Here is a 25,053-nt window from a genome sequence, read left to right on the forward strand (position 1 = left end):
CTCCCAAAGTTTTTTGTTATAAAAAAAGCTTTATAGTCATAATTGATATAAAGAGAAAAAAGGAGGGATTTATTTTGATTATTGAAAAGGAAGATATCAAACATCATAAACTAGTTCTAGTAAATCAAGAAGAACTTGAGTTAACGGGTATTGACGATGTTGAAAGCTTTAATGAAGAAGAAATCGTGCTTATAACTCAAAAGGGTAATCTTTTAGCTATAAGAGGAGAGGAGCTTAGTATTAAGCAGCTAAGTATTGAATCTGGCAAAGTATCAGTAGAAGGGGTCATATACGAGATTGCATACTCAGGGGAAGCCAGCTATGAAGGAAAAAAGAAAGGGGTATTTGACAAATTGTTTAGGTGAGAGGTGAATAGATGAATAGCTTAATCATACAAGGTTATATATTTTTAGTTATGTTGGTCCTTGGTGTTATATTAGGAATGCTTTATGACATCTATAGATTTTTAAAAGGGAGACTAGGTTGGAAAGGGCGGGAACTGTACTTAACAGATGGTGTTTTTTGGTTGATAGTTACTGTTGTAGCTTTTTGTGTCCTGTTATTAAGTAACTGGGGGCAGCTGCGGGTATATATATTTATTAGTATATTTGCAGGTCTGGTTTTTTATTTATCTATATTAAGCAAGTTATTTATTAAAATACTGATAAAGACGGAGCAAGTTTTGTGTCAATCATGGAAGATAATAAAGGATTTCTTTAGGGTTATACGTAATATCATAGGGTTTATAATAAAATTTTTTCTTAGAGTAATTAGTATAATTTTTTGGCCTATCATTTTTCCTTTTCGATTGATATATTCTTTTGTAAGTCAAAAAGTAAAGTCTATTAAACTAGTAGAAAAAATAAATCAAAAAATAAGCAGGAGAAAAAGATAAAGATACAGAAAGTATATTATTGAGGAAATCAAATGATAGGAGTTATGGTTATGGCAAAAATAAAAAAGGTCAAGACAAAGGGTGGCAAAATAAGAAAGTGGATTTTTATAGTTTTTGCGGTCTATGTTGTAATTACCTTAATAAGCCAGCAGACTACTATGTGGAAATTAGAAGAAGAAAAAGCACAAATTCTTGAAGAAATAGAAAAATTAACTGACGAAGGTGAAGAGCTTCAACAAAAGCTTGAACTATATAATGATTATAACTATATTGAGATGATAGCTAGAAAAAACTTAGGCTTGGTAGGAGAGGGAGAAGAAGTATATATATTTCCTGATGATTAAGGCAAATTGACATTGCTGGTTTAATTAAGTATAATGAAAGCATATATATATTAGGGGAGGAATTTTTGTATAATGTCATTAGAAGCAGGTAACATTGTTACAGGGACGGTAACTGGTATAACTAACTTTGGAGCGTTTGTAAAGCTTCCTGAAGGTGAAACTGGTTTAGTCCATATTTCAGAAGTGGCGGACACATATGTAAAAGATATTAATAACTTTCTAAAGGTAGATCAAGAGGTAAAAGTTAAAGTTATTTCTGTCGACGAGAAAGGGAAGATAGGACTTTCAATTAGACAGGCAAGTCCTAATCCAAAACCTAAGGAAAAGGCGAAGCCCAAACCAAAGAAATCTTCTGGTCCGTCTTTTGAAGATAAGCTATCTAAGTTTTTAAAAGATAGCGATGAAAGGCAACAAATTCTAAAAAGAAGTGTTGAATCAAAAAGAGGTGGAAGAGGAGCTTAAAGCATCTTTTTATAAAAAGATGCTTTTTTTAACCCCTTATATTATTAGGAGGTTGGGTTTATTGATATCAGTAATAGACATAGGCAGTAACTCTATAAGACTACTAGTTGCTAAAATAAAAGATGGAGATATAAAAACAGTTTATTCGGATAGATTTGTTGCAAAATTAGGTCAGAGTAACAGTGCTAATCTATTGGATGAGAAAAAAATTCTAAACTCTCTTCAGGGCATTGAAAAATATAAAGAGAAAAGCTTAAAGCTTGGGGCAAAAAAAATATATGCTTTTGCTACAAGCGCTGTTCGTGAAGCTAGTAATGGTGATATATTTATAGCAGAAGTTAACAAAATGGGCATAGAATGCTCCATAATTTCAGGAGAAAAAGAAGCAGAGTTAAGCTTTAAAGGAGCTGCTATTGGACTTAATATAGAAAAGTTTATTATGTTAGATTTAGGAGGAGGCAGCTTGGAACTTTGCTATAAAAATAAAGAAGGTATAAAAGGGAATAGTTATAAAATAGGAGCTGTTAGATACACAAATCAATTTATAAAGTCAGACCCTCCACAGCAAAGGGAACTTAAACTTTTAAAAGCAAAACTTAAACAAGACTTAGATTATATTAAAACGAAAACTGACATAGAGGTTAGAAACTTACCACTAGTAGCAGTTGGAGGAACGGCATTTTCTTTGGCCGCTATTTTTAAAGGCGTTCAACATCAAGCGCATCAAGAGGAGAAAATTGTAAATATAAAAATGCCTATTTCTTGGCTAAAAGAATTGACAACCAAATTAGAAAATGTTAATATATTAGAGCGTCAGAAAATCCTAGGTGCTCACAAAGATAGAGCTGAGATAATTGTTGCAGGAGCAAATATACTCTTGACAATAACCCAGGGATTAGGGTATAATGTGTTATTAGTGACTAATGGCGATTTACGTCAAGGATTTATCAAAGAAAATTGTCGCGGGGTGGAGCAGTCAGGCAGCTCGTCGGGCTCATAACCCGGAGGTCGTAGGTTCAAATCCTGCCCCCGCAACCAAAGATCGGGCGAATAGCTCAGTTGGGAGAGCACCTGCCTTACAAGCAGGGGGTCACAGGTTCGAGCCCTGTTTCGCCCACCAAAAACAAATAAGTGTTGACAAACAACACAGACTATATTATAATAGTACTTGTCGTCGCGGGGTGGAGCAGTCAGGCAGCTCGTCGGGCTCATAACCCGGAGGTCGTAGGTTCAAATCCTGCCCCCGCAACCAAAATGGCCCCTTGGTCAAGCGGTTAAGACACCGCCCTTTCACGGCGGTAACAGGGGTTCGAGTCCCCTAGGGGTCACCATATTTCGGGCGAATAGCTCAGTTGGGAGAGCACCTGCCTTACAAGCAGGGGGTCACAGGTTCGAGCCCTGTTTCGCCCACCATTTAAAAAGCAACACACCTTTATTGGTGTGTTTTTTTATTGTTTGTGTTTTGGTGATTGAATATAGGGGATCTATAGATATGAGTTTTTGAATAAAACTTGCTAATAAAAGTTAGAAAAAGATTTTACCATAACCCTCACAAAACATGGAGGTTTGACAGTGAATAAAGAAGCAATGTGTCAAAATAAGAAAAGGAGGCTAAAAAACTAATAGTAATTGTCGATATATTTTTTTTATGTACTCCATGTTATGACACCCTTTGCAAAAATAGTGGTTTATAATAGTGATACCAATTTTATTTGAAGGGGTGTTAATATGATTAACAAGGAAACCTATCGTTGGGCAGATGTTGAAGGGAGTAACCAGCGGGAATATATGGCATATTTAAAAAAATATTTAAACAAAGAGTCTATTATGCTGAATATAACGGCAGTTCTTTTATCTCAAGTTTTTATTTTAAAAGGGGTAGCTCCTTTTGTACTTCCCTTTTTCGCCGTAGTGCCTATGGCTAATTTTCCTAGTGTACTTTTATTAGTGCTATTATCTGAGGTAGTGTCAGGTAGTATGACGGTTTTTTTAACAGCCATTTCCGGGATTGGAATTTGGATTATAAGGAAAAAGTACTCAAATAAAGAATACATTACATATTTGTCACTGCCGCTACTAATTACTTTTTGTTACTCACCAATCTTATTTGGTTCCCAGATAATATCCTTTGATTTAATGGTGTTATGTTTACAAATAACTATGGGCCTAGCAGCTGCTTATATATTCAAACAAGGGATAGTATCTTATAGACAGCACGACATAAATAGTTTATCTATAGAGCAAAAGGTATGTGCCGTCATATTATGTTCTATTGCCTTAAGCGCGCTAGCGAATGTATATTTATTTGAAAATTTAAGTGCTTTAAATATTGTTTCAAAGTACATGCTATTATTAGCTGCACTAAAAGTAGATCTTTACAAAGTGGCCTCTTTAGGTTTGATACTGGGTCTGTTATCAAACTTTAGCAATCCCTACGTTATTTATTATATTGCATATTATGGTTTTGTTGGTTTAACTACAGGAATGTTAACTCAATGGAAAAAGTTTGGGATAATATTTGGGTTTATTTGTGGGACTTTTACTATGATGATTTATACAATCGATTTCTTTGATTTGAGTTTTTTTATGGGAGAGGGTTTAATAGCTATAATGTTATTTGCTGTGACTCCAGTTAGCTGGATAAATAAAATATATTCGACTAAACAGGCTAGTAAAAAGTTTGAACAGGAACAAATAAAGGATGCAGCGATAAAAAAGATTTACCAATTTTCTTCTGTTTTTAAAGAACTGTCTTCAGGGTTTAATAACACTGCTGCATCAACATATCACAATAATCAAGAAGAGATAACTGAAATTATGGAAGGTATATGTGAAAGAGTTTGCAAAGATTGTGATAGATATAATAGATGCTGGAAAGACAGGTTTAATTCCACATATAGGCAGTTTTTTTCTCTTATTGAAGCTACTGAAGGGGGAATAGAAGACTTAAATAATTGCAAGTCAGAAATTTTAGTGAATTGTAAAAACAAAAGTAGGCTTGTAGATGCTACAGTTAACATCTATAAACTGTTTGAAATAAATCACAAATGGAAATCAAAATTTAACGAGAGCAGAGGTATGGTGGCTAATCAGCTTGAAGGTGTAGCTAAAGTAATGGAGCAATTGGCCCTCGACATAAACCTAGATGTCGGACCGAGAAGTCAAATAGAGGAAGGGATATTTGAGCAGTTAGAGGATGAAGAATTTGAATGTACTGAGATAAAGGTTTTAGGAACAGAAATAAATAGGCCAGAAGTGCATGTTTCTTTAAATGGCTGCTCCGGATGTGAAAAGTTTTGCCAGAAAAACATTTATGACACTATACAGAAAAACTTTAGTTTGCCTATGACAATAGTAAAAAACCAATGTATTCAACAAGGAAGCTCAAAATGCAAGGTGTCCTATATACCTCAAAAAAAATATACAATGTCAGTTTCACTGGCCCAAAAAAGTAATGATTTAAAAGAAAAGTGTGGTGATTCATTTTTAGATTTTTCTTTGAATAACGGTAAACATGTGTTAATTTTAAGTGATGGGATGGGCAAGGGTGAAGAAGCTGAAAAAGAAAGCAAAAGAATAATAGGCTTAATTAAAAAGCTTATGCTTATAGGGTTTGAGCCGGAAAAAGCTATAAAATCCGTAAACTCTATATTAGCACTTAGAGGAGAAAGTGAATCTTTTGGAACTTTGGACATAGCTGTGCTTGATCTATATACAGGTAAAGCAAAGATGTATAAAAATGGTGCGGTGTCGTCTTATATAAAGAGAGAGACTGAAGTGGAAATTATTGAAGGAAATGACCTGCCTATCGGCGTGGTAGAGGAGGTAGATTCTAATACTACCGTAAGCTATTTAAGAGAGGGAGATTTTTTAGTGATGATGAGTGACGGACTGTTCACCGGGCTAACAAAAGAGGGGGAAGACAGGTGGCTTAAAAGTCTTTTAAAGAATATTAACGGTAAGGTTAATGCCAATAGGTTGGCAGAGTTAATACTAAACAAAAGCAAGACCAAGCTAAAAGGAGTAGATACCGATGATATGTCAGTAGCAGTAATAAAAATTAGCAACAATGAACCTAAAGCTTTCATGGGAAGATGGGTCGTTTGATAATCTCTCATGCAATCGGTAAGAAAGTTCTTATCTTTAAAAGAATAGAATAAAAGACACCCCCTTAGGAATAATAAATTAATTAAAAGAGTTATTCCTAAGGGGGATTTGTATGTTTAATAAGAGGTTACTAATGTTGTGTCAAGAAGTTGATATAGCAACGGTTGAAAGTTTACAAAGTATGCGGAAGGATATTTTAGTGCAGTGTGTGTGTTTGAAATCTATGTCCACTGTTTACATAGGGCAGGAAAAAGCTAGCTGGAGTAAAAATAAAAATATATTACTTTTACACGGAGATACGTTTAATAAAAGTATATTTGTTAAGGTGAAAAAATTGCTGGATAAAGTTAAGCGTGGTCATCAAACATATCCTAAAAACTTATGGAGTATAGCTTATAGAGGAGAAAAAGAGAATCCATTAAAAGTTGCACTTCCATTTACAAAATTTGAACATATAGTAAAAGGATTTAACAAGGTGGAGTTTGGAAATTCTGGAGTTAAAGACCTGTGTTATTATATACCTAATGTTTACACAGGAGAAATAATAGTTCACTAGTTTCAGTTCAAAAAATAAAAATAAGAAACTATTAAATAAATCTTTATTTAACATAAATTATCTTATATAATAGAGGTTAAGCTTTCAAAAGGAGTAGAATTAATGTTAGAAACTACAAAGAAGTTTTTGTTGAGTAACAATATATCTAATAAAAATATTGTGGTAGCTGTTTCTGGCGGACCTGACTCAGTAGCTTTAATAAATTTACTATATACTTTAAAGCATGAATATAACCTGTGTTTACATATCGCCCATTTAGACCACGGCTTACGAGAAGAAGCGGTTAAAGATAGTCTGTTTGTAAAAAATGTTGCGGAAAAACTAGATTTGCCTTATACTATTGAAAAAAGATTTGTTAAACAAAATGGATCTGTTCAGGATAATGCAAGAAAAGAACGATTTGATTTTTTAAAAGATGTTTGTTATAAAACTTCTAGTAGAATAGTTGCCCTAGGACAGCATAAAGATGATCAACTTGAAACTATTATGATGAATTTTTTTAGGGGAGCTAGTTTATGGGGATTAGGTGGAATTAGATCAGTTAATGAGTATGAGGGAATTACTTTAGTTCGGCCGCTGTTAGAACATACTAAAGAAGATATCTTTCAATACTTAAGTAGGAACAACTTACCTTATATAACTGACGAAAGCAATAAGGGTACAAAGTATAAGAGAAATAAATTTAGGATAGAGATTATACCATATTTGGAAAAGCAGGTTGGCACTCATATAAAAAATGTAATCACTGAGAACAGTAAGCAGTGGCAGCGAGAAGGTGAATACTTTAAGATGCAGAGTGAAAAAATCTTTCAAGATGCCCAAACTGATCACCATATTTTCCCAGTCAACTTAAAAGCTTCCACAATAAGGAAAGAGCACGAAGCTTTATGGGGTTGGGTGCTTGTAGCAGCTTTAGAAAAGTTATTAGGGCAGGTTCAAGATTTTAGCAGTAACCATATACATAAATTAAAAGAACTTGTTATGCTACAGCGAGCTTCGATGCTACAGTTACCCAACAAAGTCACTGCAGTTAGATGGGGGCAATATATATCATTGTTTAAAGATGAGAATTTACCTGAATCTTTAGGTGATATAAAAATAAAAAATGAGAATATCGAAATACCTTTAAATAACAAGAAAATAAAAATATCTTTAAATAAAGCCCAAGGAAAGGCAGCTCACTTAATAAATGCTAACTTTATAAAGTGGCCTTTATTTATAAGGGCAAGAAAAGCAGGGGATTATTTTTTTTTGAAGGAGGATGGGGGAAGAAAAAAAGTTAAAGATTTTATGATAGATGAAAAGATTCCCCAAATCATAAGGGATATAATACCAATACTAGTAGATGCTGATGATAATGTGCTAGCTATTCTTGGAGAAAGAACAAATGGAAAGTATAAGGCAAATAAGGAATGTAATAACAAATTATATATATATATAAATGAAATGGAGGAACAATAATAATGGTAGAAGGTGCTATTGATAGAGTTCTTTTTTCAGAGAAAGATATAGCTGAAAAAGTAGAGGAACTAGGGAAGCAAATTACTAAAGACTATAAAGGAAAAGACCTTTTGTTAGTTTGTGTATTAAAAGGTGGCATTTTATTTATGAGTGATCTTTCAAAAAAAATAGATCTCCCCTTAAAAATGGACTTTATAGCAGTTTCGTCATATGGAGATTCTACTGTCTCATCAGGGGTTGTAAAAATATTAAAAGATTTAGATACATCTATAGAAGGAAAAGATGTATTGATAGTAGAAGATATAATAGATAGCGGTTTGACTTTGAAATATCTATTAGGGAACCTTAAAACTAGAAAGCCAGCTTCCTTAAAGGTGTGCACTCTTTTAGATAAGCCAAAGCGAAGAACCGTAGACTTAACGCCTGAATATTGTGGTTTTTCTATAGAAAATCATTTTGTGGTAGGGTATGGGTTGGATTTTATGCAAATGTTTCGCAATGTCCCATATGTATTTATTCCAAAACAAGAGTATGTAGACAAAATGCAATCCTCCTAATGTACTTGAGGCAGGATTTAATATTTTGAGAGGAGGAAAGAAATGAATCATAGAAAGATAACGATTTATGTATTAATTTTTTTGATAGGTATTGCATTATTTCAAGGAGGAATTCCCCTGGGAGAGCCTCCAGAAGAAATAGGGTATAGGGAGTTTTTGAATCTCATTGAACAAGAGCAAGTTGGTGCTTCTGTAACAATCCAAGAAAGAAGGATACAAGGCACTTTTGCAGGAGAAGAAGAAAGAGAGTTTATAACATTAGTTCCTACAGAGGAAAAGCTAAATGAAGTGGTTGACTCTTTAGTAGCTCAGCAAGTAGATATTAATGTTACAGAACCTGAAGGTCCAAGCATTATTTTACAAATGTTAACATGGGTTCTTCCTTTTATTTTGCTAATGGCGATATTCTTCTTTTTCATGCAACAGTCCCAAGGTGGAGGAAGTAGAGTGATGAACTTTGGTAAAAGTAAAGCAAAGCTTCATGATTCCTCCGACAAGGACGTAACTTTTAAAGATGTAGCTGGAGTAGAAGAAGCAAAGGAAGATTTAGAAGAGGTAGTTCAATTTTTAAAAGAACCTAAGAAGTTCAATGATTTAGGTGCTAGGATTCCAAAAGGAGTGTTATTATTTGGCCCTCCAGGGACAGGTAAAACTTTACTTGCTAAAGCTGTAGCTGGAGAAGCGGGAGTGCCTTTTTTCAGCATAAGTGGATCTGACTTTGTTGAAATGTTTGTAGGTGTTGGGGCTTCAAGGGTTAGAGATTTATTTGAAAATGCTAAGAAAAACTCTCCCTGCATTATATTCATAGATGAAATTGATGCTGTTGGAAGACAAAGGGGAGCAGGCCTTGGTGGTGGTCATGATGAAAGGGAACAGACACTTAACCAACTGCTAGTTGAGATGGACGGTTTTGGTCCCAACGAAGGAATCATTGTAATGGCAGCTACCAATAGACCTGATATTTTAGATAATGCCCTGTTAAGACCTGGAAGATTTGATAGACAAGTAACTGTAGATTCTCCTGATGTAAAAGGTAGGGAGCAAATTTTGAAAGTACACTCTGCAGGAAAGCCGTTAGATGAGAGTGTTAAGCTAGAAGTGCTAGCAAGGCGCACACCAGGCTTTACTGGAGCAGACTTGGAAAACTTAGTAAATGAGGGTGCTTTACTGGCAGCTAGACGTGATAGCAAAGAAATTTCTATGGATGATTTAGAAAATGCTATCGACCGAGTTATAGCGGGACCAGAAAAGAAATCTAGAGTTATGAATGAAACTGAAAGAAAAATATTGGCCTATCATGAAGCTGGTCACGCTGTTGTCAGTCACTTTTTAGAGCATGCAGACCCTGTTCATAAAGTGACAATCGTGCCAAGGGGGCGTGCAGGTGGGTATACCCTATCCTTGCCAAAAGAAGATAGATTTTTACTTACTAGATCTGAAATTATGGCTAAAATTTCGGTGTTGCTAGGAGGAAGAGTAGCTGAAGATTTAGTTTTGGGTGAAATAAGTACAGGAGCTCAAAATGATATTGAAAGGGTTAGTTCTCTTACAAGAAAGCTAATTATGGAATACGGTATGAGTGATAAGCTAGGTCCTCTCACTTTTGGTCAAAAACAAGATCAAGTATTCTTAGGTAGGGATATAAGCCGCGATAGAGATTATAGTGAAGAAGTGGCATCTGCTATAGATAAAGAAACCAAAGACATAGTTAATAGCGGCTATCAGAGAGCTGTTGAAATTTTAACTGAAAAAAGAGATAGGCTTGATGCTTTATCTGATGCACTACTGGAGCAAGAAACCATAAATGTAGATGCGTTTAATGCTCTTATGGATGGCAATGAGGTCAAATCTGAGAGCAGAATAGACGAATCTGAGGATAGTAAAGATAAAACTGAGGATAGTAAAGATAAATCTGAGGATAGTAAAGATAGTCAAAATAATTAAAATAAAAATAAAAAGTCTCTAGGAAAGGAGGGCAGTTATTTCATTTTTGTGAAATACTGCCTTCCTTTTTTTCGCTCTTGACTACGCTAAAGGAGGAAAGAATATTGGAAAAAGTAAAACTAGATGGACAATCTCTGATGATTGAAGACGTAATTGCAGTAGTTTTAGGCAACAAAAAAGTTGAGCTATCTCAACAAGGTAAAGAACAAGTTAATAAAAGTAGGGAATATGTTGACCAGTTAATTAAGGATGAAAAAGTTGTTTATGGAATAACTACAGGGTTTGGAAAGTTTAGCGACACATTTATCCAACAGCAAGACACCGGCACTCTTCAGCATAACTTAATAGTTAGCCATGCTTGTGGAGTGGGGAAACCATTTAGTAGAGAAGTAGTAAGGGGGATGATGCTTCTCAGAGCTAACTCACTATCAAGTGGTTACTCAGGTATTCATTTCGACACATTAAATTTGCTGATAGAAATGCTTAATAGGGGAGTGACACCATATATCCCTTCACAAGGATCTTTAGGGGCCAGTGGTGACCTAGTTCCTTTGGCACATATGGCATTGGTGTTACTGGGTAAAGGAAAAGCATATGTAAATGAAGAGTTGCTAGAAGGATTGGAGGCTTTAAACAAAGTAGGCCTCTCCCCAATAAAACTAAGGGCTAAAGAAGGCTTAGCTTTGATTAACGGAACACAGGCTATGACCAGCTGTGGAGTATTGGCTATTCATCACACCAATCAAATTAAAAAATTAGCTGATATTATTGCCGCTATGACTTTAGAGGCTTATGAAGGAATAATTGATGCGTTTGACGAAAAAGTAGCTAAAATAAGAAAACATAAAGGTCAAGAAGAAAGTGCTGAAAATATAAGAGGTATACTAAAGGATAGCCACTTAGTTACTAAACAAGGTCAGTTAAGGGTACAAGATCCTTATACACTAAGGTGTGTTGCTCAGGTTCATGGTGGAAGTAGAGAAGCTATAAAGTATGTAGAGAATGTTGTAACCAATGAAGTTAATGCCGTTACTGATAATCCATTGATATTTTCCGAAGAAAATCAAGTTATTTCAGGAGGGAACTTTCATGGACAGCCTATGGCAATAGCCTTGGATACTTTAGCAATTGCTACTTCTGAGCTTGCTAATATATCAGAAAGAAGGATTGAGAGACTTGTAAATCCTCAGTTAAGTGGATTACCAGCCTTCTTAACAGAACGGGGTGGTTTAAATTCAGGGTTTATGATTCCTCAATATACAGCTGCCAGCTTAGTTTCTGAGAACAAAGTATTAAGCCATCCTGCATCAGTTGACTCTATACCATCTTCAGCCAATCAAGAGGATCATGTTAGTATGGGTACCACTGCAGCTCGAAAAGCGCTACAGGTGGTAGAAAACACTTATAACGTTTTAGCTATCGAGTTAATGTCTGCGATACAAGCTCTTGATTTTAGAGATACTAGTAAAATGAGTAAAATTACCCGATTAGTATATCAAATAGCTAGAGATGAGGTTCCTATGCTTAAAGAGGATAGAGAACTTCATATAGATATGAATAAGCTCACAAACCTGCTAAAAAATGATGTATTAAAGCAGGTAGAAAAAAATATAAAATTAAAATAGGGAGGAATTATTATGGAATTTAAAGCTCCTAGAGGACAAGAAATTAGTTGTAAAGGTTGGCAACAAGAAGCGGTGCTAAGAATGCTTTTAAACAACCTTGATTCAGAGGTGGCAGAAAAACCAGAGGAACTAATAGTTTATGGTGGTACAGGAAAGGCAGCAAGGAATCTAGAATCTTTTGAGGCAATAGTCTCAACATTAAAAAACCTAGAAAACGATGAAACCATGCTTGTACAATCGGGCAAGCCAGTAGCTGTTTTTAAAACTCACACCTTTGCACCAAGAGTGCTAATTGCAAACTCACTGCTAGTTCCAGCTTGGGCTGACTGGGATAGTTTCTGGGATTTAGAGAAAAAAGGGTTAACAATGTATGGGCAGATGACAGCAGGAAGTTGGATTTATATCGGCACCCAAGGTATTTTGCAAGGAACTTATGAAACCTTTGCAGAAGCAGCAAAACAACACTTTAGTAATGACTTAACAGGTAAGATCGTTTTAACTGCTGGAGTTGGAGGAATGGGTGGAGCTCAACCCTTAGCTGTTACTATGAATAATGGTGTTGCTATAGCTGTAGATGTTGATGAGGAAAGAATTAAAAGAAGGGTTAACACAAGGTATTGTGATAAAATTACTCATGATCTAGAAGAGTGTTTAAGCTGGGCAAGGGAAGCTGCAGATAAAGGGGAGCCATTATCAATTGGTTTGGTTGGCAATGCAGCTGAAATTTATCCCCAGTTAATAGAAAAAGGAATAACCCCTGATGTAGTAACAGATCAAACTTCTGCCCACGACCCACTAGGTGGTTATGTTCCAGCTAATATGACATTAAAAGAGGCTGAAGAATTAAGGAAAAAAGACCCTGAAAAGTATATTCACCTTTCAAAATCTAGTATGGCTGACCATGTTAAAGCTATGTTAAAGATGCAAGAGAAAGGAGCAGTTGTATTCGATTATGGCAATAACATCAGGCAGTTTGCCAAAGAATATGGTGTGAAAAATGCATTTGATTTCCCAGGGTTTGTGCCTGCATATATTAGACCTCAATTCTGCGAAGGTAGAGGGCCTTTCAGATGGGTTGCACTTTCAGGAGATCCCAAGGATATTGAAGAAACAGATAAGCTAGTTAAAGAAATGTTTCCTGAGCAGGAAAGACTTACTCGCTGGATAGATATGGCTTCTGAAATGGTAGAATTTCAAGGCCTGCCTTCAAGAATATGCTGGTTAGGATATGGAGAAAGAGCGAAGCTTGGCCTTGCGTTTAACAAGCTTGTTAAAGAAGGAAAAGTAAAGGGGCCTATTGTTATAGGTAGGGACCACTTAGATTGCGGATCGGTTGCATCTCCTAATAGAGAGACAGAAGGAATGAAGGATGGCAGTGATGCAATTGCAGATTGGCCGATACTTAATGCATTGATTAACAGTGTATCTGGTGCTAGCTGGGTATCAGTTCACCATGGTGGAGGAGTAGGAATTGGCTACTCAATGCATGCTGGTATGGTTGTAGTTGCTGATGGTACAGAGGAAGCTGAAAAGAGATTAGAAACAGTGCTAACTACTGACCCTGGTATGGGCGTAGTAAGACATGTTGATGCTGGATATCAAAAAGCAGTAGATCATGCTATAAAGCATGGGGTAAAAATACCTATGTTAAAAAAATAAACTTGGGAGGTTTTTTAAAATGTCGATTATTCAATGCGTGCCTAACTTTAGTGAAGGAAGAGATGAAAGCGTAGTAAAAGAGATTGTTGAATCAATCAACGCTGTCGAAGGAGTGAAAGTACTAGATTACTCACTGGATGCTGATCATAATCGCTCAGTGGTTACTTTAGTAGGAAGCAAAGAATCTATTTTAGATGGAGCCTTTGAGGGTGCGAAAAAGGCCAGTGAACTTATTGACATGACAAAACACAGTGGTGAACATCCACGAATGGGTGCTACCGATGTAATCCCTTTTATTCCAATTAAAGATGTTACAATGGAAGAATGTGTAGAAATTGCTCAAAAGCTAGGTGCAAAAATAAGCGATGAACTTAATATACCGGTTTTTCTCTATGAAAATGCTGCCAGTGCAAGTCATAGAAAGAACCTTGCTAAAGTAAGAAAAGGTGAGTATGAAGGTCTAGAAGAAAAAATGAAAGAGGATAAATGGAAGGCTGATTTCGGACCAGATACACCTAACAAAAAGTCTGGTGCTACAGCTGTAGGAGCAAGGATGCCTCTAATTGCATTTAATGTAAACTTAAATACCAACGACTTATCAATTGCTAAAAAAATAGCAAAAAATGTTCGTTTGGGTGGCGGAGGACTGCACAGCGTTAAAGCAATGGGTGTAGAATTAAAAGAAAGAGATATAGTTCAAGTTTCCATGAATATGGTGAACTACAAGAAAACTCCATTATATAGAGTGACAGAATTAATTAAAGCTGAAGCCAAAAGGTGGGGCGTTTCAGTTATAGGCACTGAAGTTATTGGGTTAGTGCCTCAAGAAGCATTAATAGACTCACTAGAATATTACATGGGTATCGAAGATTTTGAAAAAAATCAAATTCTAGAGAATAGACTATACCAAGATTAGGGTGAGATAAAATGGAAAAAATAGTAATAAAAAATGCTAATATTGTGACCATGGCTGGATTCAGCCATGGTCCTCAAAAAGGAAAAGAGTTTGGAGAGTTAGGTGTTATAGAAGGTGGAACTCTAATAATGTCAAATGGCAAGATTGACAAAGTGGGAAAAGACGGTGAATTTGAGATTCCAGAGGATGCAAAAGTATATGATGTAGAAGGTCGGCTTGTAACCCCAGGCCTGGTTGATCCTCATACCCATTTGGCACATTACGGAAGTAGAGAAAACGAATATACTTGGAGAATAGAAGGAATGCCGTATATCGACATATTAAAAAATGGTGGGGGTATTTTAGAAACAGTTAGGCAAAATAGATTAGCGACCGAGGAACAAATCTTTGAGCAATCGATGGAGAACCTTAAACGAATGATAAGTTTTGGTGTGACAACGGTGGAAAGCAAAAGTGGGTATGGATTGGATTGGGAAACAGAACTGAAGCAGCTAAAAACTAATAAAAAATTACAAGAGGAAACTGATATTGATATTGTATCTACGTTTCTTGGTGCCCATGCCATTCCAACTGATTTTAAAAACAATCCTGAAGAGTTTGTGGAAAAAGTAATCGAAATGTTGCCACAGGCTAAAGAGTATGCCACCTACTGTGATGTGTTTTGTGAAGAAGGAGTATTTACTCCTGAACAATCAGAGAGGATATTGTTAGAAGCTAAAAAGCACGGTTTTAAAGTAAAGCTTCATGCAGACGAAATAGTTCCTACAGGAGGAGCGCAATTGGCAGCTAAATTGGGTGCAGATAGTGCTGACCACCTTCTTTGTGTAGATGAGGAAGGAATGGAGATGATGGCCAAAGAAGGGGTTGTTGCGGTACTGTTACCGGGGACATCCTTTAACTTAATGACAGATAAGTATGCGCCAGCTCAATCTATGATTGAAAAGGAAGTTCCCATAGCGTTAGCGTCAGACTTTAATCCGGGAAGCTGTCCTACAGAAAATCCTCAATTAATAATGACATTGGCTTGTTTAAATTATAAATTAACACCAGCCCAGACTTTAGCAGCATATACTATAAATGCAGCTCATAGTGTAGGAATGGCAGATAAAATTGGTAGCATAGAAGAAGGTAAACAAGGTGATGTTGTGGTATTTGACTGTCCTAATGTAGATTATATTCCTTACAGGTTTGGTATCAGCCATACCTACAGTGTGTTTAAAAAAGGTAAGTTAATTTGGGAAAAATAAAATTTGTGAACTTTTGTTCATTGTAGGAGTTAGCTTTTTAAAAGTAGAATACTTCTATAAACAAATATAATAGGAGGTCTAGTATGAAAACTGATATTCAGATTGCGCAAGAAGCGAAAATGAAGCCTATTACTGAAATTGCTCAAAATATTGGTTTAAAACCAGAAGAAATAGAGCAATATGGAAGTACAAAAGCAAAGGTGTCACTAAAAGTTTGGGATAGATTAAAGGATAAACCTGATGGCAAGCTTATACTAGTAACTGCTATAAATCCCACACCAGCAGGTGAGGGCAAATCAACCACTACTGTAGGCTTAGGCCAAGCACTATCTAAACTGGATAAAAACTCTATGATTGCACTTAGAGAGCCATCCTTAGGACCTTGTATGGGAGTAAAAGGAGGAGCTGCTGGAGGTGGCTATGCTCAAGTAGTGCCTATGGAGGATATAAACCTTCATTTTACAGGAGACCTTCATGCTATAACAACTGCACATAACCTATTGGCAGCTATGCTGGATAATCATATTCACAAAGGAAACGATCTTAACATTGACCCACGTAGAATTGTTTTAAAAAGAGTAATTGATATGAATGAAAGAGCTTTGAGAAATACAGTTATAGGCTTAGGAGGCCGTGCTCAAGGCGTGCCAAGAGAAGATGGGTTTGATATTACAGTAGCCTCAGAGGTTATGGCGATATTATGCCTTGCTAAAGATATAACTGACTTAAAAGAGAGGTTAGGAAAGATAATAGTAGGATACACATATGACAAACAGCCAGTCACTGCAGCACAGCTAAAGGCAAACGGAGCTATGGCATTATTACTAAAAGATGCAATCAAACCTAACTTAGTACAAACGTTAGAAAATACACCTGCTTTTATTCATGGAGGCCCATTTGCAAATATTGCCCATGGCTGCAACAGTGTAACGGCCACTCAGTTAGGTCTTAAGTTATCGGATTACCTGGTAACAGAAGCAGGCTTTGGAGCGGACCTAGGAGCTGAAAAGTTTTTTGATATAAAATGCAGATTTGCAGACTTAAAGCCAGATGCGGTTGTGTTAGTAGCCACAATTAGAGCGTTAAAGATGCATGGAGGCGTAGACAAGGAACAGTTGAGCAAAGAGGATCTAGAAGCTTTGGAGGTTGGTATATCAAACCTAGAAAAGCAAATAGAAAACATTAAAAAGTTCGGGGTTCCTTTAGTAGTTGCAGTGAACAAGTTTCCAACTGATACTGATGACGAAATAAATTTTGTTATTGACAAATGCAAAGAAATGGGTGTTGAGGTATCTCTTTCCGACGTTTGGGCAAAAGGGTCTGAAGGAGGATTAGATTTAGCTGAAAAAGTGGTAAAAACCATTGAAGAAAAGCCGAGTAACTTTAAAGTATTATATGATGAAAACAAAAGTATTAAGGAAAAAGTTGAAGCTATCGCTAAAGAAATCTATGGTGCCGATGGTGTTGAATTTACCTCTAAAGCAAAATCAAACATAAAACAGCTTGAGAAATTAAATTTAGATAAAATGCCAATTTGCATGGCTAAGACGCAGTACTCGCTATCTGATAACCCGAGTTTGCTGGGCAAGCCAAAGGGGTTTGATATTACAGTGCGAGAAATAAAAGTTTCTGCTGGTGCAGGGTTTTTAGTTGCTTTAACCGGGGCAGTTATGACGATGCCAGGATTACCCAAAGTGCCAGCTGCAGCAAGAATGGATATAGACGAAGAAGGGAAGATATCTGGTCTATTCTAAAATATAAACAAGGCTGTCTTAAATAGGAGTTTGCTCCTAAATGAGACAGCCTTTCTCATTGCTGAGATGTTTTTAAAAATGCTTGTGCTTTACAATTAAGCTATTACTCTAGTTAAAAGGGAACCCCGGTTAGGTAGGCTATTAGAGTTGTTAATATAGCTGGGGTTACAATGTTTTTCGTCTTGTGAAAACTAAAAGAGATAAGCAGAATTAAACAAAAAGATGATAATATATAAATGAAGTAAGATGTGTTTAAAGAGTTGAAATAAAGCGCCATTATAGGAAAAGGTAAGATGAGTAAGGAAGTTATAATAACAGAACCAGCTCCACCTATTAACGAATCTAAAGAACTTTGTATAAAACCTCTAAAAATCAATTGTTTTACAAACATAATCATTGCTAGAGTTATAAAATTATCGTAAATGGAGAATTTGGAGAAGGAAGGAACGACCTCCAAACTGGTTACCACAAACCATACATAAAAAATAACAAAAGCTAAAATAAGGGACTTAAATATATTGATAGTAGTAATTCCGACAAACTTAACTGGAACCTTTGCTATGAACATAGTGTAACCTATATAGATTAAGGGCATTAGGTACAATATGAGTAATAGATACTGGTTTAAGCCGAAAAACATATATAGCCAATAAGCGATATATGTTGATATTGTAATCCCTGTTATACTTAGAATAGTAGGTGTTACATCTAAATAGCAAGGCATTTCAAGCTTTTTAACTGGAATGTCAGTAGTTAAAAAACCAATCAACCCTCCAAATGCCATTAACAAAAAGATAGTATATCCCAGCATAGCAATATTAACATCACTTGGTGGATAACTTGGAGTTCTAAATGGATGTTTAAACGTTAGTTTATCAATTTGGCTTCCTTCAAGTGTTACATACTCATCCTCTAAATAGCGGATTGTTCCCTGTTTTTTTGTAGTTAGTTCTGCCAAATTTGTCATTGGTGTAGGGGGAATGATTTTATTGAAACCCAATATGTTCCCTTGGTATAGTAAGTCAGAAGAGCTGTCGACCCTATCCTGTATATATGAATCGGGGAGTGGAGCCTCTTCTTCAAAAAAGATAGTGTCTTTTTTGAGGCGGTCATAGTCATCAAAGTGAATTGGTATAAGCATTTCCGTCACCCGATCTGTGATAGGAAAATCTAAACCTGACTTATTTTTATATGAGTCAGGGAGGTGCATTGACAGTTCGCCTTCGCCAAATATAAATAAAGTAGCTACTCTATCATTTTGATAACCAGGAACTACAAAACCCCCTTCAGAGAAATCTACAGTAAGATAGTCAAAGTTGATTGTCCACTCATCAAAAGAGTAGGTGTTTCTTATTCTGTAATCCTCGGTGGTTCTACCTAAGCTATCGGAGAAGGAAATAAAATACACTAAAGTAGAAATTCCAAATACTATAGCAAAGATTAAGTTTATCAAGGTTTTCCCGATAGGATTATTATATATCTCTTTAATAGCGTTAAACATAATATGTCCTCCTATTTTACCAGTTTCTTTTAACAACAATTCTATTTTAACATATATATAACCTTATGCTTCATTAAATTGACAACTAATGAGGTAAAGTATAAAATTAAAGTAATTTGCAAACTGTATAAAAAAGGGGTGGCATTTTATGGTGACTACAGATATAAAAAAAATCCAACAGGAAATTCATAGATTAAAGGAAGAAAAAAATGCTATTATATTAGGGCATTATTATCAAAGACCAGAGATTCAAGAGGTCGCTGACTTTGTTGGAGACTCTTTTGGTTTAAGTCAACAGGCACAGCAAACAGATGCTGATGTTATTGTGTTTTGTGGAGTTCACTTTATGGCGGAAAGTGCTAAAATTTTATCGCCGGATAAAAAAGTAATATTACCAGAACCAGAAGCAGGCTGTCCAATGGCTGATATGGCTAACGTTGAGCAATTAAAAGAAATGAAAAAGAAACACCCAAAAGCGGCAGTTGTAGCATACGTTAATACAACAGCTGCAGTCAAGGCTCATGCCGATATTTGCTGCACGTCAGCCAATGTTTTAAAAGTAGTGCAATCTTTGCCACAACAGGAGATTATTTATCTGCCTGATAAGAATATGGGAGATTACCTTTCAAATCAAACAGATAAAACGATTATTAGATGGCCTGGTTATTGTTATACTCATAATTGGTTAACTATTGAAGATGTAGAAAATGCCAAAGCAGAATGCCCTGATGCTAAGGTTGTTGTTCATCCTGAATGTGCTGATGAGATAGTAAAAATGGCGGACAAAGTAACAGGTACAAGTGGGATAATAAAGTATGCAGGAGAAAGCGATGCCAAAACATTTATAGTTGGGACAGAGCAAGGACTAGAAACAGCACTAAAAAAAGAGCATCCTGAAAAAAACTTTGTATTCCCTAGCAAAAAATTGATATGTGCTCAAATGAAAGCTAATACGATTGAAAAGGTACATGAATCTTTAAATACCCTGACCCCCGAAATACATGTTCCCGAAGAAATAAGGGTTGCGGCAAAAAAATCTTTGGATAAAATGCTACAGGTTAAATAAATTTTTCCTTAACTTAAAGGGAGGGGAGGTTAGTATATTGAGCTTGCGCTATATTTATAACTATTCTAATATTGATACATGTACATGTCTAAATGCAGATGTTGTAATTATAGGTTCTGGGTTAGCGGGTCTTTATACAGCTTTGCAGCTAGACTCTACACTTAAAGTAGTAATGCTTACAAAAGATATCCTTTCTGAAAGTAATACAGAATATGCTCAAGGTGGGATAGCTGCTGCAATATGTCGCGAAGACTCTCCTGGCATTCATAAAGATGATACAATAAATGCTGGCCATGGTTTATGCGAAAAAGATATTGTGGATATGGTTGTTTCGAAAGGGCCTAAATGCATCAAAAGCCTCTTAGATTATGGTGTAAAGTTTGATCAGTCTGAGGGTGAAATAGCTTTAACAAGGGAAGGAGCTCACAGCCGACGACGGGTGTTACACGCAAAAGGAGATGGCACTGGCAAAGTTATTAGAGAAACATTGGAGAAGTGTCTTATTAAAAGGAAAAATGTAAAGGTGCTAGAGAAAACTTTTGCTATAGATATTATAACGGAAGGCAAAGAAGTAAATGGAGTTACTTATTTGGATGAAAACAATAAGTGCAAAATAATTGAAACACCTTATGTTGTTGTGGCTAGTGGTGGAGCAAGCCAGCTATACTCCTATACCACTAATCCCGAAGTGTCTACAGGTGATGGAATAGCTATGGCTTACAGAGCTGGTGCTAAAATGAGGGATATGGAGTTTGTGCAATTTCATCCTACAGCGTTGTATCTTAAGAACACTCCACGTTTTTTGATCTCAGAGGCAGTAAGAGGTGAGGGTGCGGTGTTGAAAAACCCTGATAGCGAAAGATTTATGGAGAAATATCATCCTAAGCTTCAAGACTTAGCACCAAGAGATATAGTTTCTAGAGCTATGGCTGAAGAAATGGAAAAATTCCAATGCCAACACTTATACTTAGATATATCCCATTTATCAAAAGATAAATTTGCAAAAAGGTTTCCAACCATATATAAAACATGTCAAAAATACGGATTGAATCTTCCTGGAGACCTTATTCCAGTAGCACCTGCAGCTCATTACTTTATGGGAGGTATAGCGATAGATTTTTATGGTAGAACTAACATAAAAGGGTTATTAGCCTGTGGTGAAGCCACCAGTAGTGGTTTACATGGGGCAAACCGATTAGCTAGCAACTCTCTTTTAGAAGCACTAGTATATGGAGACAACATTGCGGAATATATAAAAGAAAACCCTCTAGAAAGTAATGTTAAAAATATAGAAGTTACAACCATAGGGACTCCTTTGGTAGTTAAAGACTCAGAAGAGGAGTTATTGACAGCTAAAATGTGGGAATTAGCTGGTATTAAAAGAAACAGAAAAAAATTAGTTGATCTTTCTACATATTTGAATCAAAAGGAAATAGGTCTTGTGGAAAATAGAGACGAAATGGAATATGTTAACATGCTGACCATTGCTAAACTCGTGTGTAAAGGTGCCCTAATGAGAGAGGAAAGCAGGGGTGGACATTTTAGAGAAGACTTTCCTTTTACTGATAAAAAATTTAAAGTACATATAAACTTTATAAAAAATGAAGCTTGGACAAGTTCGTTATAAGGAGATGCCTATAAATGGAGAAAATTTTGATAAGAGAAAAATTGTTAAAATTTCTAAAAGAAGACTTAGGTCATGGCGATTTAACGACAGAAAGTTTAGTACCTGATGTTCAAACAGCTAATGGCATAATTTACGCCAAAAAAAATGGGGTCGTTTCTGGACTAGATATTGCAAGGGAAGTATTTATGATGCTAGATAATCAAACAAGATGGGTAGAATATAAGCAGGATGGCGAAGTAGTTAAAGAAGGTGAAGTGTTAGCTGAAGTGATTGGCAAGGCATCAGTTATATTAAAAGGTGAACGCCTTGCATTAAATTTATTGCAACGGATGTCTGGAATAGCTACTCAAACTGCTGACTACGTTTCTAGGATTAAAGGTGCTCATTGCAAGGTTGTAGACACCCGAAAGACTACTCCAGGATTAAGAGAATTTGAAAAATATGCCGTAAAATGTGGAGGGGGCTACAATCATAGGTTTGCACTCTATGATGCTGTTATGATTAAAGATAATCATATTAAATTAGCAGGTTCAATAGAAAGTGCGGTAGAAAAAGCTAGAGAAAACATTCCACATACAATAAAAATAGAGGTTGAGGTTGAAACAAATGAGCAGGCTCAACAAGCTGTAAAAAGTGGTGCAGATATTATTATGCTTGATAACATGAGCGTTGAAGAGATGAATCAAGCGGTAAAAACAATAGCCGGTAAAGCTATAACAGAGGCTTCAGGAGGAATAACACTTCAAACTATTACTGCAGTTTCTGAAACGGGAGTTGATTTTATATCTGTAGGTGCTCTAACCCACTCTGTTAAAGCCTTAGACATAAGTCTTGATATAAATTACAAAAAAGAATAAAGGGGAAAGTAACATGCTATTAGCGCTAGACGTAGGAAATTCTAATATTGTGGTTGGTCTTTACCACCATGAGATTTTAAAAGAGAGTTGGAGGATTTCTACAATCAAGGATAGAACAGCTGACGAGTATGGGGTGATTTTGAAAAACCTCTTTAAATATTCTCAGATGGATATTGAAGTGACTGGGGTGATTATATCCTCAGTAGTTCCACCGGTCATGCCTGCTTTAAAGGAAATGTCTGAGAAATACTTTCATATCGATCCTGTGGTAATAGGTCCTGGCATAAAAACAAAAATGCCTATAAAGTATGAAAGTCCAAGGGAAGTAGGTGCAGACCGTATTGTTAATGCAGTTGCTGCTTATCATAAGTATGGAGGCCCTACGATTATTGTTGACTACGGTACTGCAACTACATTTTGTGTAGTGTCGAAGAGTGGGGAGTATTTAGGTGGTTGTATTGCCCCAGGTATAGGTATTTCTACAGAGGCTTTATTTAATAAAGCAGCTAAGCTTCCTAGAATTCAAATAGAAAAACCAGAAAATGTAATCGGAAGAAATACAGTTCAGAGCATGCAAAGCGGAATTTTTTATGGGTTTATTGGGCAGCTAGATGGGATGGTTTTACAATTAAAAAAAGAATTAAAACAACCAGCAAAAGTAGTTGCTACAGGAGGAATTGCGGAGTTAATTGCCTCTGAAAGTATGGAAGTGGATGTAGTTGATCCTCTTTTAACCTTGGAAGGTCTAAGAATCATTTTTCACACTAATCAGAGGTAGGAGGTCTACAAGTGGAGAGTAAAGGAAAAGAAAGAAATCGGATTTTCTTTAAGACTGTTTTAATATTGTTAATACCATCAGTGTTATTGATAATATTTGGCATTTTGTTGTTGCCTAGTGATTTAGGAGGCCAATATATAGAAATCACTGGTGAAGAAGCAGAAATTATAGTTGAAACAAATGAAGTGCAAATTATAGATTTGCGTCCACAACATCAATATGAAAAAACTCATATACCGCAATCCATTAACCTATCTGAGGAAGTTGTGACGGAACGTTACCATAGTTTAGATAAGAGAGAGATAACTATTGTTATACCTCATACTGGTAATGATGGAGAAGAGATAGCAAGATTTTTAGTTGACCAGGGCTTTGCAGATGTATATATACTAAAAGCAGGGATTGAAGATTGGCCGGGCGATTTAGAAAAAAATTGATGCATAGTATAAATGTTTTCAGCTTAACGAAGTGTTTTATCTGGTTGCCGTATTAGTGAAATCTATAGTGTCATAAACAAAAAATGTCTAGTGCAATAATCGACTAAGCCTTATTTAAGGCTTAGTTTTTTGTCAAAAACAGAAAAATTACGCGGGATATTTTTTATAGAAAAATCTGTAGCTTAAGTAATGAGCGCGAGTTTATAAACAGGAAGGGTGAGCCTATGAATTATAGTAAACAACTGAAAAAGAATCCATTAGTGCTGGCTCCAATGGCTGGTGTAACTGATTATGTTTACAGGGGGATTGTTAAAGAACACAATTGCGGGATTATGTATACAGAAATGGTGAGCTTAAAAGGTTTGATACATAAAAATAGTAAAACAAAAAGAATTTTAGATTTTAATGAAGAACAAAGACCAATAGTAGCACAAGTATTCGGCAGTAATATTTCTGACTTTAAAGAGGGTATCCCCATTGTAGAGCAGTGGGGTATCGATGGGATTGACATAAATATGGGGTGTCCTACGCCCAAAATAGTTAAGAATGGCGATGGAGCTGCTCTTTTAAAGAATTTAGACTTAGCGGAAAAGCTATTATCTACTGCAATAAAATTTTCTAGGTCTCCAGTGTCTATAAAAATTAGGTTAGGCTGGGACAGTGATAATTTAGTAGTGAAGGACTTTGTCAAAATGGCAGAAAATGCGGGGGCAGCCACAGTTGCAATACACGGTAGAACAAGGGAACAATTTTATTCTGGAAAGGCAGATTGGGATCAAATTGCAGAGGTTAAGTCTCAAAGCTCGCTACCAATCATAGCAAATGGAGACGTATTTTTTCCTGAAGATGCCGAAAAAATTTTAAAATACACAGGCTGTGAAGGTGTGATGATAGGAAGGGGCGCTATGGGTAATCCTTGGATATTTAGTAACACTATGGACTTGCTGACTAACAAGTGCTACACTCCACCTTCTAAATTAGAGATTATTAATCAAGCAATCGGCCATTTAAGGAAACAAGTAGAATACTTTGGTGAAACCTTAGGAGTGAAAGTGATGAGAAAGCACTTGGCTTGGTATCTTAAAGGAATGAAAAATTCATCGGATGTTAAAATGAAGATTCATCGTACAGAAAATGTTAAAGAAGTAATAAAAATACTGGAAAAATATAAAAAAGAAAATAGCTAAAATTTGGCTATTTTCTTTTTTTTTAGTTATATTTTATTGAGAAAGAAAATAAAATAAAATATAATAATTGTAT

Annotated in this window: 22 protein-coding genes and 5 tRNA genes; 26 read left to right on the forward strand and 1 reads right to left on the reverse strand. The window is 35.8% G+C overall.

What is annotated here, in order from left to right; translation table 11 throughout:
* Window positions 1-74: 74 nt before the first annotated feature.
* The 20 genes from yabP to PRVXT_RS00525 all read left to right on the forward strand — a co-directional run bounded on the left by yabP (window position 75) and on the right by PRVXT_RS00525 (window position 17,527).
* The gene (gene yabP, locus PRVXT_RS00430) at window positions 75-365 is read left to right on the forward strand and encodes a sporulation protein YabP (protein ID WP_350343745.1); all 291 of its coding nucleotides are present in this window, start codon (window positions 75-77) and stop codon (window positions 363-365) included.
* Window positions 366-376: 11 nt separating this feature from the next.
* Entirely contained in the window at window positions 377-895 is a 519-nt protein-coding gene (gene yabQ, locus PRVXT_RS00435; RefSeq protein WP_350343746.1) for a spore cortex biosynthesis protein YabQ, read from the forward strand.
* A gap of 50 nt (window positions 896-945) precedes the next feature.
* Window positions 946-1,239, forward strand: a complete 294-nt coding sequence (locus PRVXT_RS00440) for an FtsB family cell division protein (RefSeq protein ID WP_350343747.1) — start codon at window positions 946-948, stop codon at window positions 1,237-1,239.
* Between the two features lie 72 nt (window positions 1,240-1,311).
* The gene (locus PRVXT_RS00445) at window positions 1,312-1,701 is read left to right on the forward strand and encodes a S1 domain-containing RNA-binding protein (protein ID WP_350343748.1); all 390 of its coding nucleotides are present in this window, start codon (window positions 1,312-1,314) and stop codon (window positions 1,699-1,701) included.
* Between the two features lie 19 nt (window positions 1,702-1,720).
* A complete protein-coding gene (locus tag PRVXT_RS00450) occupies window positions 1,721-2,701 on the forward strand; it encodes a Ppx/GppA phosphatase family protein (RefSeq protein WP_350345078.1) in 981 nt (326 codons plus the stop codon).
* Window positions 2,663-2,739, forward strand: a tRNA-Met gene (locus tag PRVXT_RS00455). The genes PRVXT_RS00450 and PRVXT_RS00455 overlap by 39 nt, the downstream gene beginning before the upstream one ends.
* Before the next feature lie 6 nt (window positions 2,740-2,745).
* A tRNA-Val gene (locus PRVXT_RS00460) sits at window positions 2,746-2,821 on the forward strand.
* A 55-nt stretch (window positions 2,822-2,876) separates the two neighbouring features.
* Window positions 2,877-2,953: transfer RNA gene (locus tag PRVXT_RS00465), tRNA-Met, on the forward strand.
* Window positions 2,954-2,957: 4 nt separating this feature from the next.
* Window positions 2,958-3,032, forward strand: a tRNA-Glu gene (locus tag PRVXT_RS00470).
* Between the two features lie 6 nt (window positions 3,033-3,038).
* A tRNA-Val gene (locus PRVXT_RS00475) sits at window positions 3,039-3,114 on the forward strand.
* Between the two features lie 315 nt (window positions 3,115-3,429).
* Window positions 3,430-5,808, forward strand: coding sequence for a stage II sporulation protein E (gene spoIIE, locus PRVXT_RS00480; RefSeq protein ID WP_350343749.1), 2,379 nt, complete (start codon window positions 3,430-3,432; stop codon window positions 5,806-5,808).
* Between the two features lie 112 nt (window positions 5,809-5,920).
* Entirely contained in the window at window positions 5,921-6,364 is a 444-nt protein-coding gene (locus PRVXT_RS00485) for a hypothetical protein (RefSeq protein ID WP_350343750.1), read from the forward strand.
* Window positions 6,365-6,466: 102 nt separating this feature from the next.
* Complete coding sequence (tilS, locus tag PRVXT_RS00490; RefSeq protein WP_350343751.1) at window positions 6,467-7,825, forward strand: tRNA lysidine(34) synthetase TilS; 1,359 nt, start codon at window positions 6,467-6,469, stop codon at window positions 7,823-7,825.
* A 2-nt stretch (window positions 7,826-7,827) separates the two neighbouring features.
* Window positions 7,828-8,382 (forward strand): hypoxanthine phosphoribosyltransferase, encoded by a 555-nt coding sequence (gene hpt / locus PRVXT_RS00495; RefSeq protein WP_350343752.1) that lies wholly within the window; start codon window positions 7,828-7,830, stop codon window positions 8,380-8,382.
* A 42-nt stretch (window positions 8,383-8,424) separates the two neighbouring features.
* Window positions 8,425-10,326, forward strand: coding sequence for an ATP-dependent zinc metalloprotease FtsH (gene ftsH / locus PRVXT_RS00500; RefSeq protein ID WP_350343753.1), 1,902 nt, complete (start codon window positions 8,425-8,427; stop codon window positions 10,324-10,326).
* Window positions 10,327-10,430: 104 nt separating this feature from the next.
* Window positions 10,431-11,951, forward strand: a complete 1,521-nt coding sequence (gene hutH, locus PRVXT_RS00505) for a histidine ammonia-lyase (RefSeq protein ID WP_350343754.1) — start codon at window positions 10,431-10,433, stop codon at window positions 11,949-11,951.
* Between the two features lie 12 nt (window positions 11,952-11,963).
* Window positions 11,964-13,610, forward strand: a complete 1,647-nt coding sequence (hutU, locus tag PRVXT_RS00510; protein ID WP_350343755.1) for a urocanate hydratase — start codon at window positions 11,964-11,966, stop codon at window positions 13,608-13,610.
* Between the two features lie 19 nt (window positions 13,611-13,629).
* Entirely contained in the window at window positions 13,630-14,526 is an 897-nt protein-coding gene (ftcD, locus tag PRVXT_RS00515) for a glutamate formimidoyltransferase (RefSeq protein WP_350343756.1), read from the forward strand.
* A gap of 11 nt (window positions 14,527-14,537) precedes the next feature.
* A complete protein-coding gene (hutI, locus tag PRVXT_RS00520) occupies window positions 14,538-15,773 on the forward strand; it encodes an imidazolonepropionase (RefSeq protein WP_350343757.1) in 1,236 nt (411 codons plus the stop codon).
* A gap of 83 nt (window positions 15,774-15,856) precedes the next feature.
* Window positions 15,857-17,527 (forward strand): formate--tetrahydrofolate ligase, encoded by a 1,671-nt coding sequence (locus PRVXT_RS00525; protein WP_350343758.1) that lies wholly within the window; start codon window positions 15,857-15,859, stop codon window positions 17,525-17,527.
* A 112-nt stretch (window positions 17,528-17,639) separates the two neighbouring features.
* On the opposite strand, the gene PRVXT_RS00530 is transcribed toward PRVXT_RS00525, so the two are convergent.
* Complete coding sequence (locus tag PRVXT_RS00530; RefSeq protein ID WP_350343759.1) at window positions 17,640-19,028, reverse strand: CPBP family intramembrane glutamic endopeptidase; 1,389 nt, start codon at window positions 19,026-19,028, stop codon at window positions 17,640-17,642.
* A 148-nt stretch (window positions 19,029-19,176) separates the two neighbouring features.
* Here PRVXT_RS00530 and nadA point away from each other — a divergent pair, with 148 nt between their 5' ends.
* From nadA to dusB, 6 genes are all read left to right on the forward strand, one after another.
* Window positions 19,177-20,094, forward strand: coding sequence for a quinolinate synthase NadA (gene nadA / locus PRVXT_RS00535; RefSeq protein ID WP_350343760.1), 918 nt, complete (start codon window positions 19,177-19,179; stop codon window positions 20,092-20,094).
* A 37-nt stretch (window positions 20,095-20,131) separates the two neighbouring features.
* Window positions 20,132-21,721, forward strand: coding sequence for an L-aspartate oxidase (gene nadB, locus PRVXT_RS00540; RefSeq protein ID WP_350343761.1), 1,590 nt, complete (start codon window positions 20,132-20,134; stop codon window positions 21,719-21,721).
* Between the two features lie 14 nt (window positions 21,722-21,735).
* Entirely contained in the window at window positions 21,736-22,578 is an 843-nt protein-coding gene (nadC, locus tag PRVXT_RS00545) for a carboxylating nicotinate-nucleotide diphosphorylase (protein WP_350343762.1), read from the forward strand.
* A gap of 13 nt (window positions 22,579-22,591) precedes the next feature.
* Window positions 22,592-23,356, forward strand: a complete 765-nt coding sequence (locus tag PRVXT_RS00550; protein WP_350343763.1) for a type III pantothenate kinase — start codon at window positions 22,592-22,594, stop codon at window positions 23,354-23,356.
* An 11-nt stretch (window positions 23,357-23,367) separates the two neighbouring features.
* Entirely contained in the window at window positions 23,368-23,793 is a 426-nt protein-coding gene (locus PRVXT_RS00555; RefSeq protein WP_350343764.1) for a rhodanese-like domain-containing protein, read from the forward strand.
* Between the two features lie 224 nt (window positions 23,794-24,017).
* On the forward strand, window positions 24,018-24,980 hold the full coding sequence (gene dusB / locus PRVXT_RS00560; RefSeq protein WP_350343765.1) for a tRNA dihydrouridine synthase DusB: 963 nt from the start codon (window positions 24,018-24,020) through the stop codon (window positions 24,978-24,980).
* Window positions 24,981-25,053 lie beyond the last annotated feature (73 nt).

The organism is Proteinivorax tanatarense, assembly GCF_040267685.1.
Lineage (GTDB): Bacteria > Bacillota > Proteinivoracia > Proteinivoracales > Proteinivoracaceae > Proteinivorax > Proteinivorax tanatarense.

Excerpts from the sequence above, each read along its gene's own strand:
- yabQ (WP_350343746.1), top strand. The coding sequence starts at position 377 with ATGAATAGCTTAATCATACAAGGTTATATATTTTTAGTTATGTTGGTC.
- PRVXT_RS00440 (WP_350343747.1), top strand. The coding sequence starts at position 946 with ATGGCAAAAATAAAAAAGGTCAAGACAAAGGGTGGCAAAATAAGAAAG.
- PRVXT_RS00445 (WP_350343748.1), top strand. The coding sequence starts at position 1,312 with ATGTCATTAGAAGCAGGTAACATTGTTACAGGGACGGTAACTGGTATA.
- PRVXT_RS00450 (WP_350345078.1), top strand. The coding sequence starts at position 1,721 with ATGCTTTTTTTAACCCCTTATATTATTAGGAGGTTGGGTTTATTGATA.
- spoIIE (WP_350343749.1), top strand. The coding sequence starts at position 3,430 with ATGATTAACAAGGAAACCTATCGTTGGGCAGATGTTGAAGGGAGTAAC.
- PRVXT_RS00485 (WP_350343750.1), top strand. The coding sequence starts at position 5,921 with ATGTTTAATAAGAGGTTACTAATGTTGTGTCAAGAAGTTGATATAGCA.
- tilS (WP_350343751.1), top strand. The coding sequence starts at position 6,467 with ATGTTAGAAACTACAAAGAAGTTTTTGTTGAGTAACAATATATCTAAT.
- hpt (WP_350343752.1), top strand. The coding sequence starts at position 7,828 with ATGGTAGAAGGTGCTATTGATAGAGTTCTTTTTTCAGAGAAAGATATA.
- ftsH (WP_350343753.1), top strand. The coding sequence starts at position 8,425 with ATGAATCATAGAAAGATAACGATTTATGTATTAATTTTTTTGATAGGT.
- hutU (WP_350343755.1), top strand. The coding sequence starts at position 11,964 with ATGGAATTTAAAGCTCCTAGAGGACAAGAAATTAGTTGTAAAGGTTGG.
- ftcD (WP_350343756.1), top strand. The coding sequence starts at position 13,630 with ATGTCGATTATTCAATGCGTGCCTAACTTTAGTGAAGGAAGAGATGAA.
- hutI (WP_350343757.1), top strand. The coding sequence starts at position 14,538 with ATGGAAAAAATAGTAATAAAAAATGCTAATATTGTGACCATGGCTGGA.
- PRVXT_RS00525 (WP_350343758.1), top strand. The coding sequence starts at position 15,857 with ATGAAAACTGATATTCAGATTGCGCAAGAAGCGAAAATGAAGCCTATT.
- PRVXT_RS00530 (WP_350343759.1), bottom strand. The coding sequence starts at position 19,028 with ATGTTTAACGCTATTAAAGAGATATATAATAATCCTATCGGGAAAACC.
- nadA (WP_350343760.1), top strand. The coding sequence starts at position 19,177 with ATGGTGACTACAGATATAAAAAAAATCCAACAGGAAATTCATAGATTA.
- nadC (WP_350343762.1), top strand. The coding sequence starts at position 21,736 with ATGGAGAAAATTTTGATAAGAGAAAAATTGTTAAAATTTCTAAAAGAA.
- PRVXT_RS00550 (WP_350343763.1), top strand. The coding sequence starts at position 22,592 with ATGCTATTAGCGCTAGACGTAGGAAATTCTAATATTGTGGTTGGTCTT.
- dusB (WP_350343765.1), top strand. The coding sequence starts at position 24,018 with ATGAATTATAGTAAACAACTGAAAAAGAATCCATTAGTGCTGGCTCCA.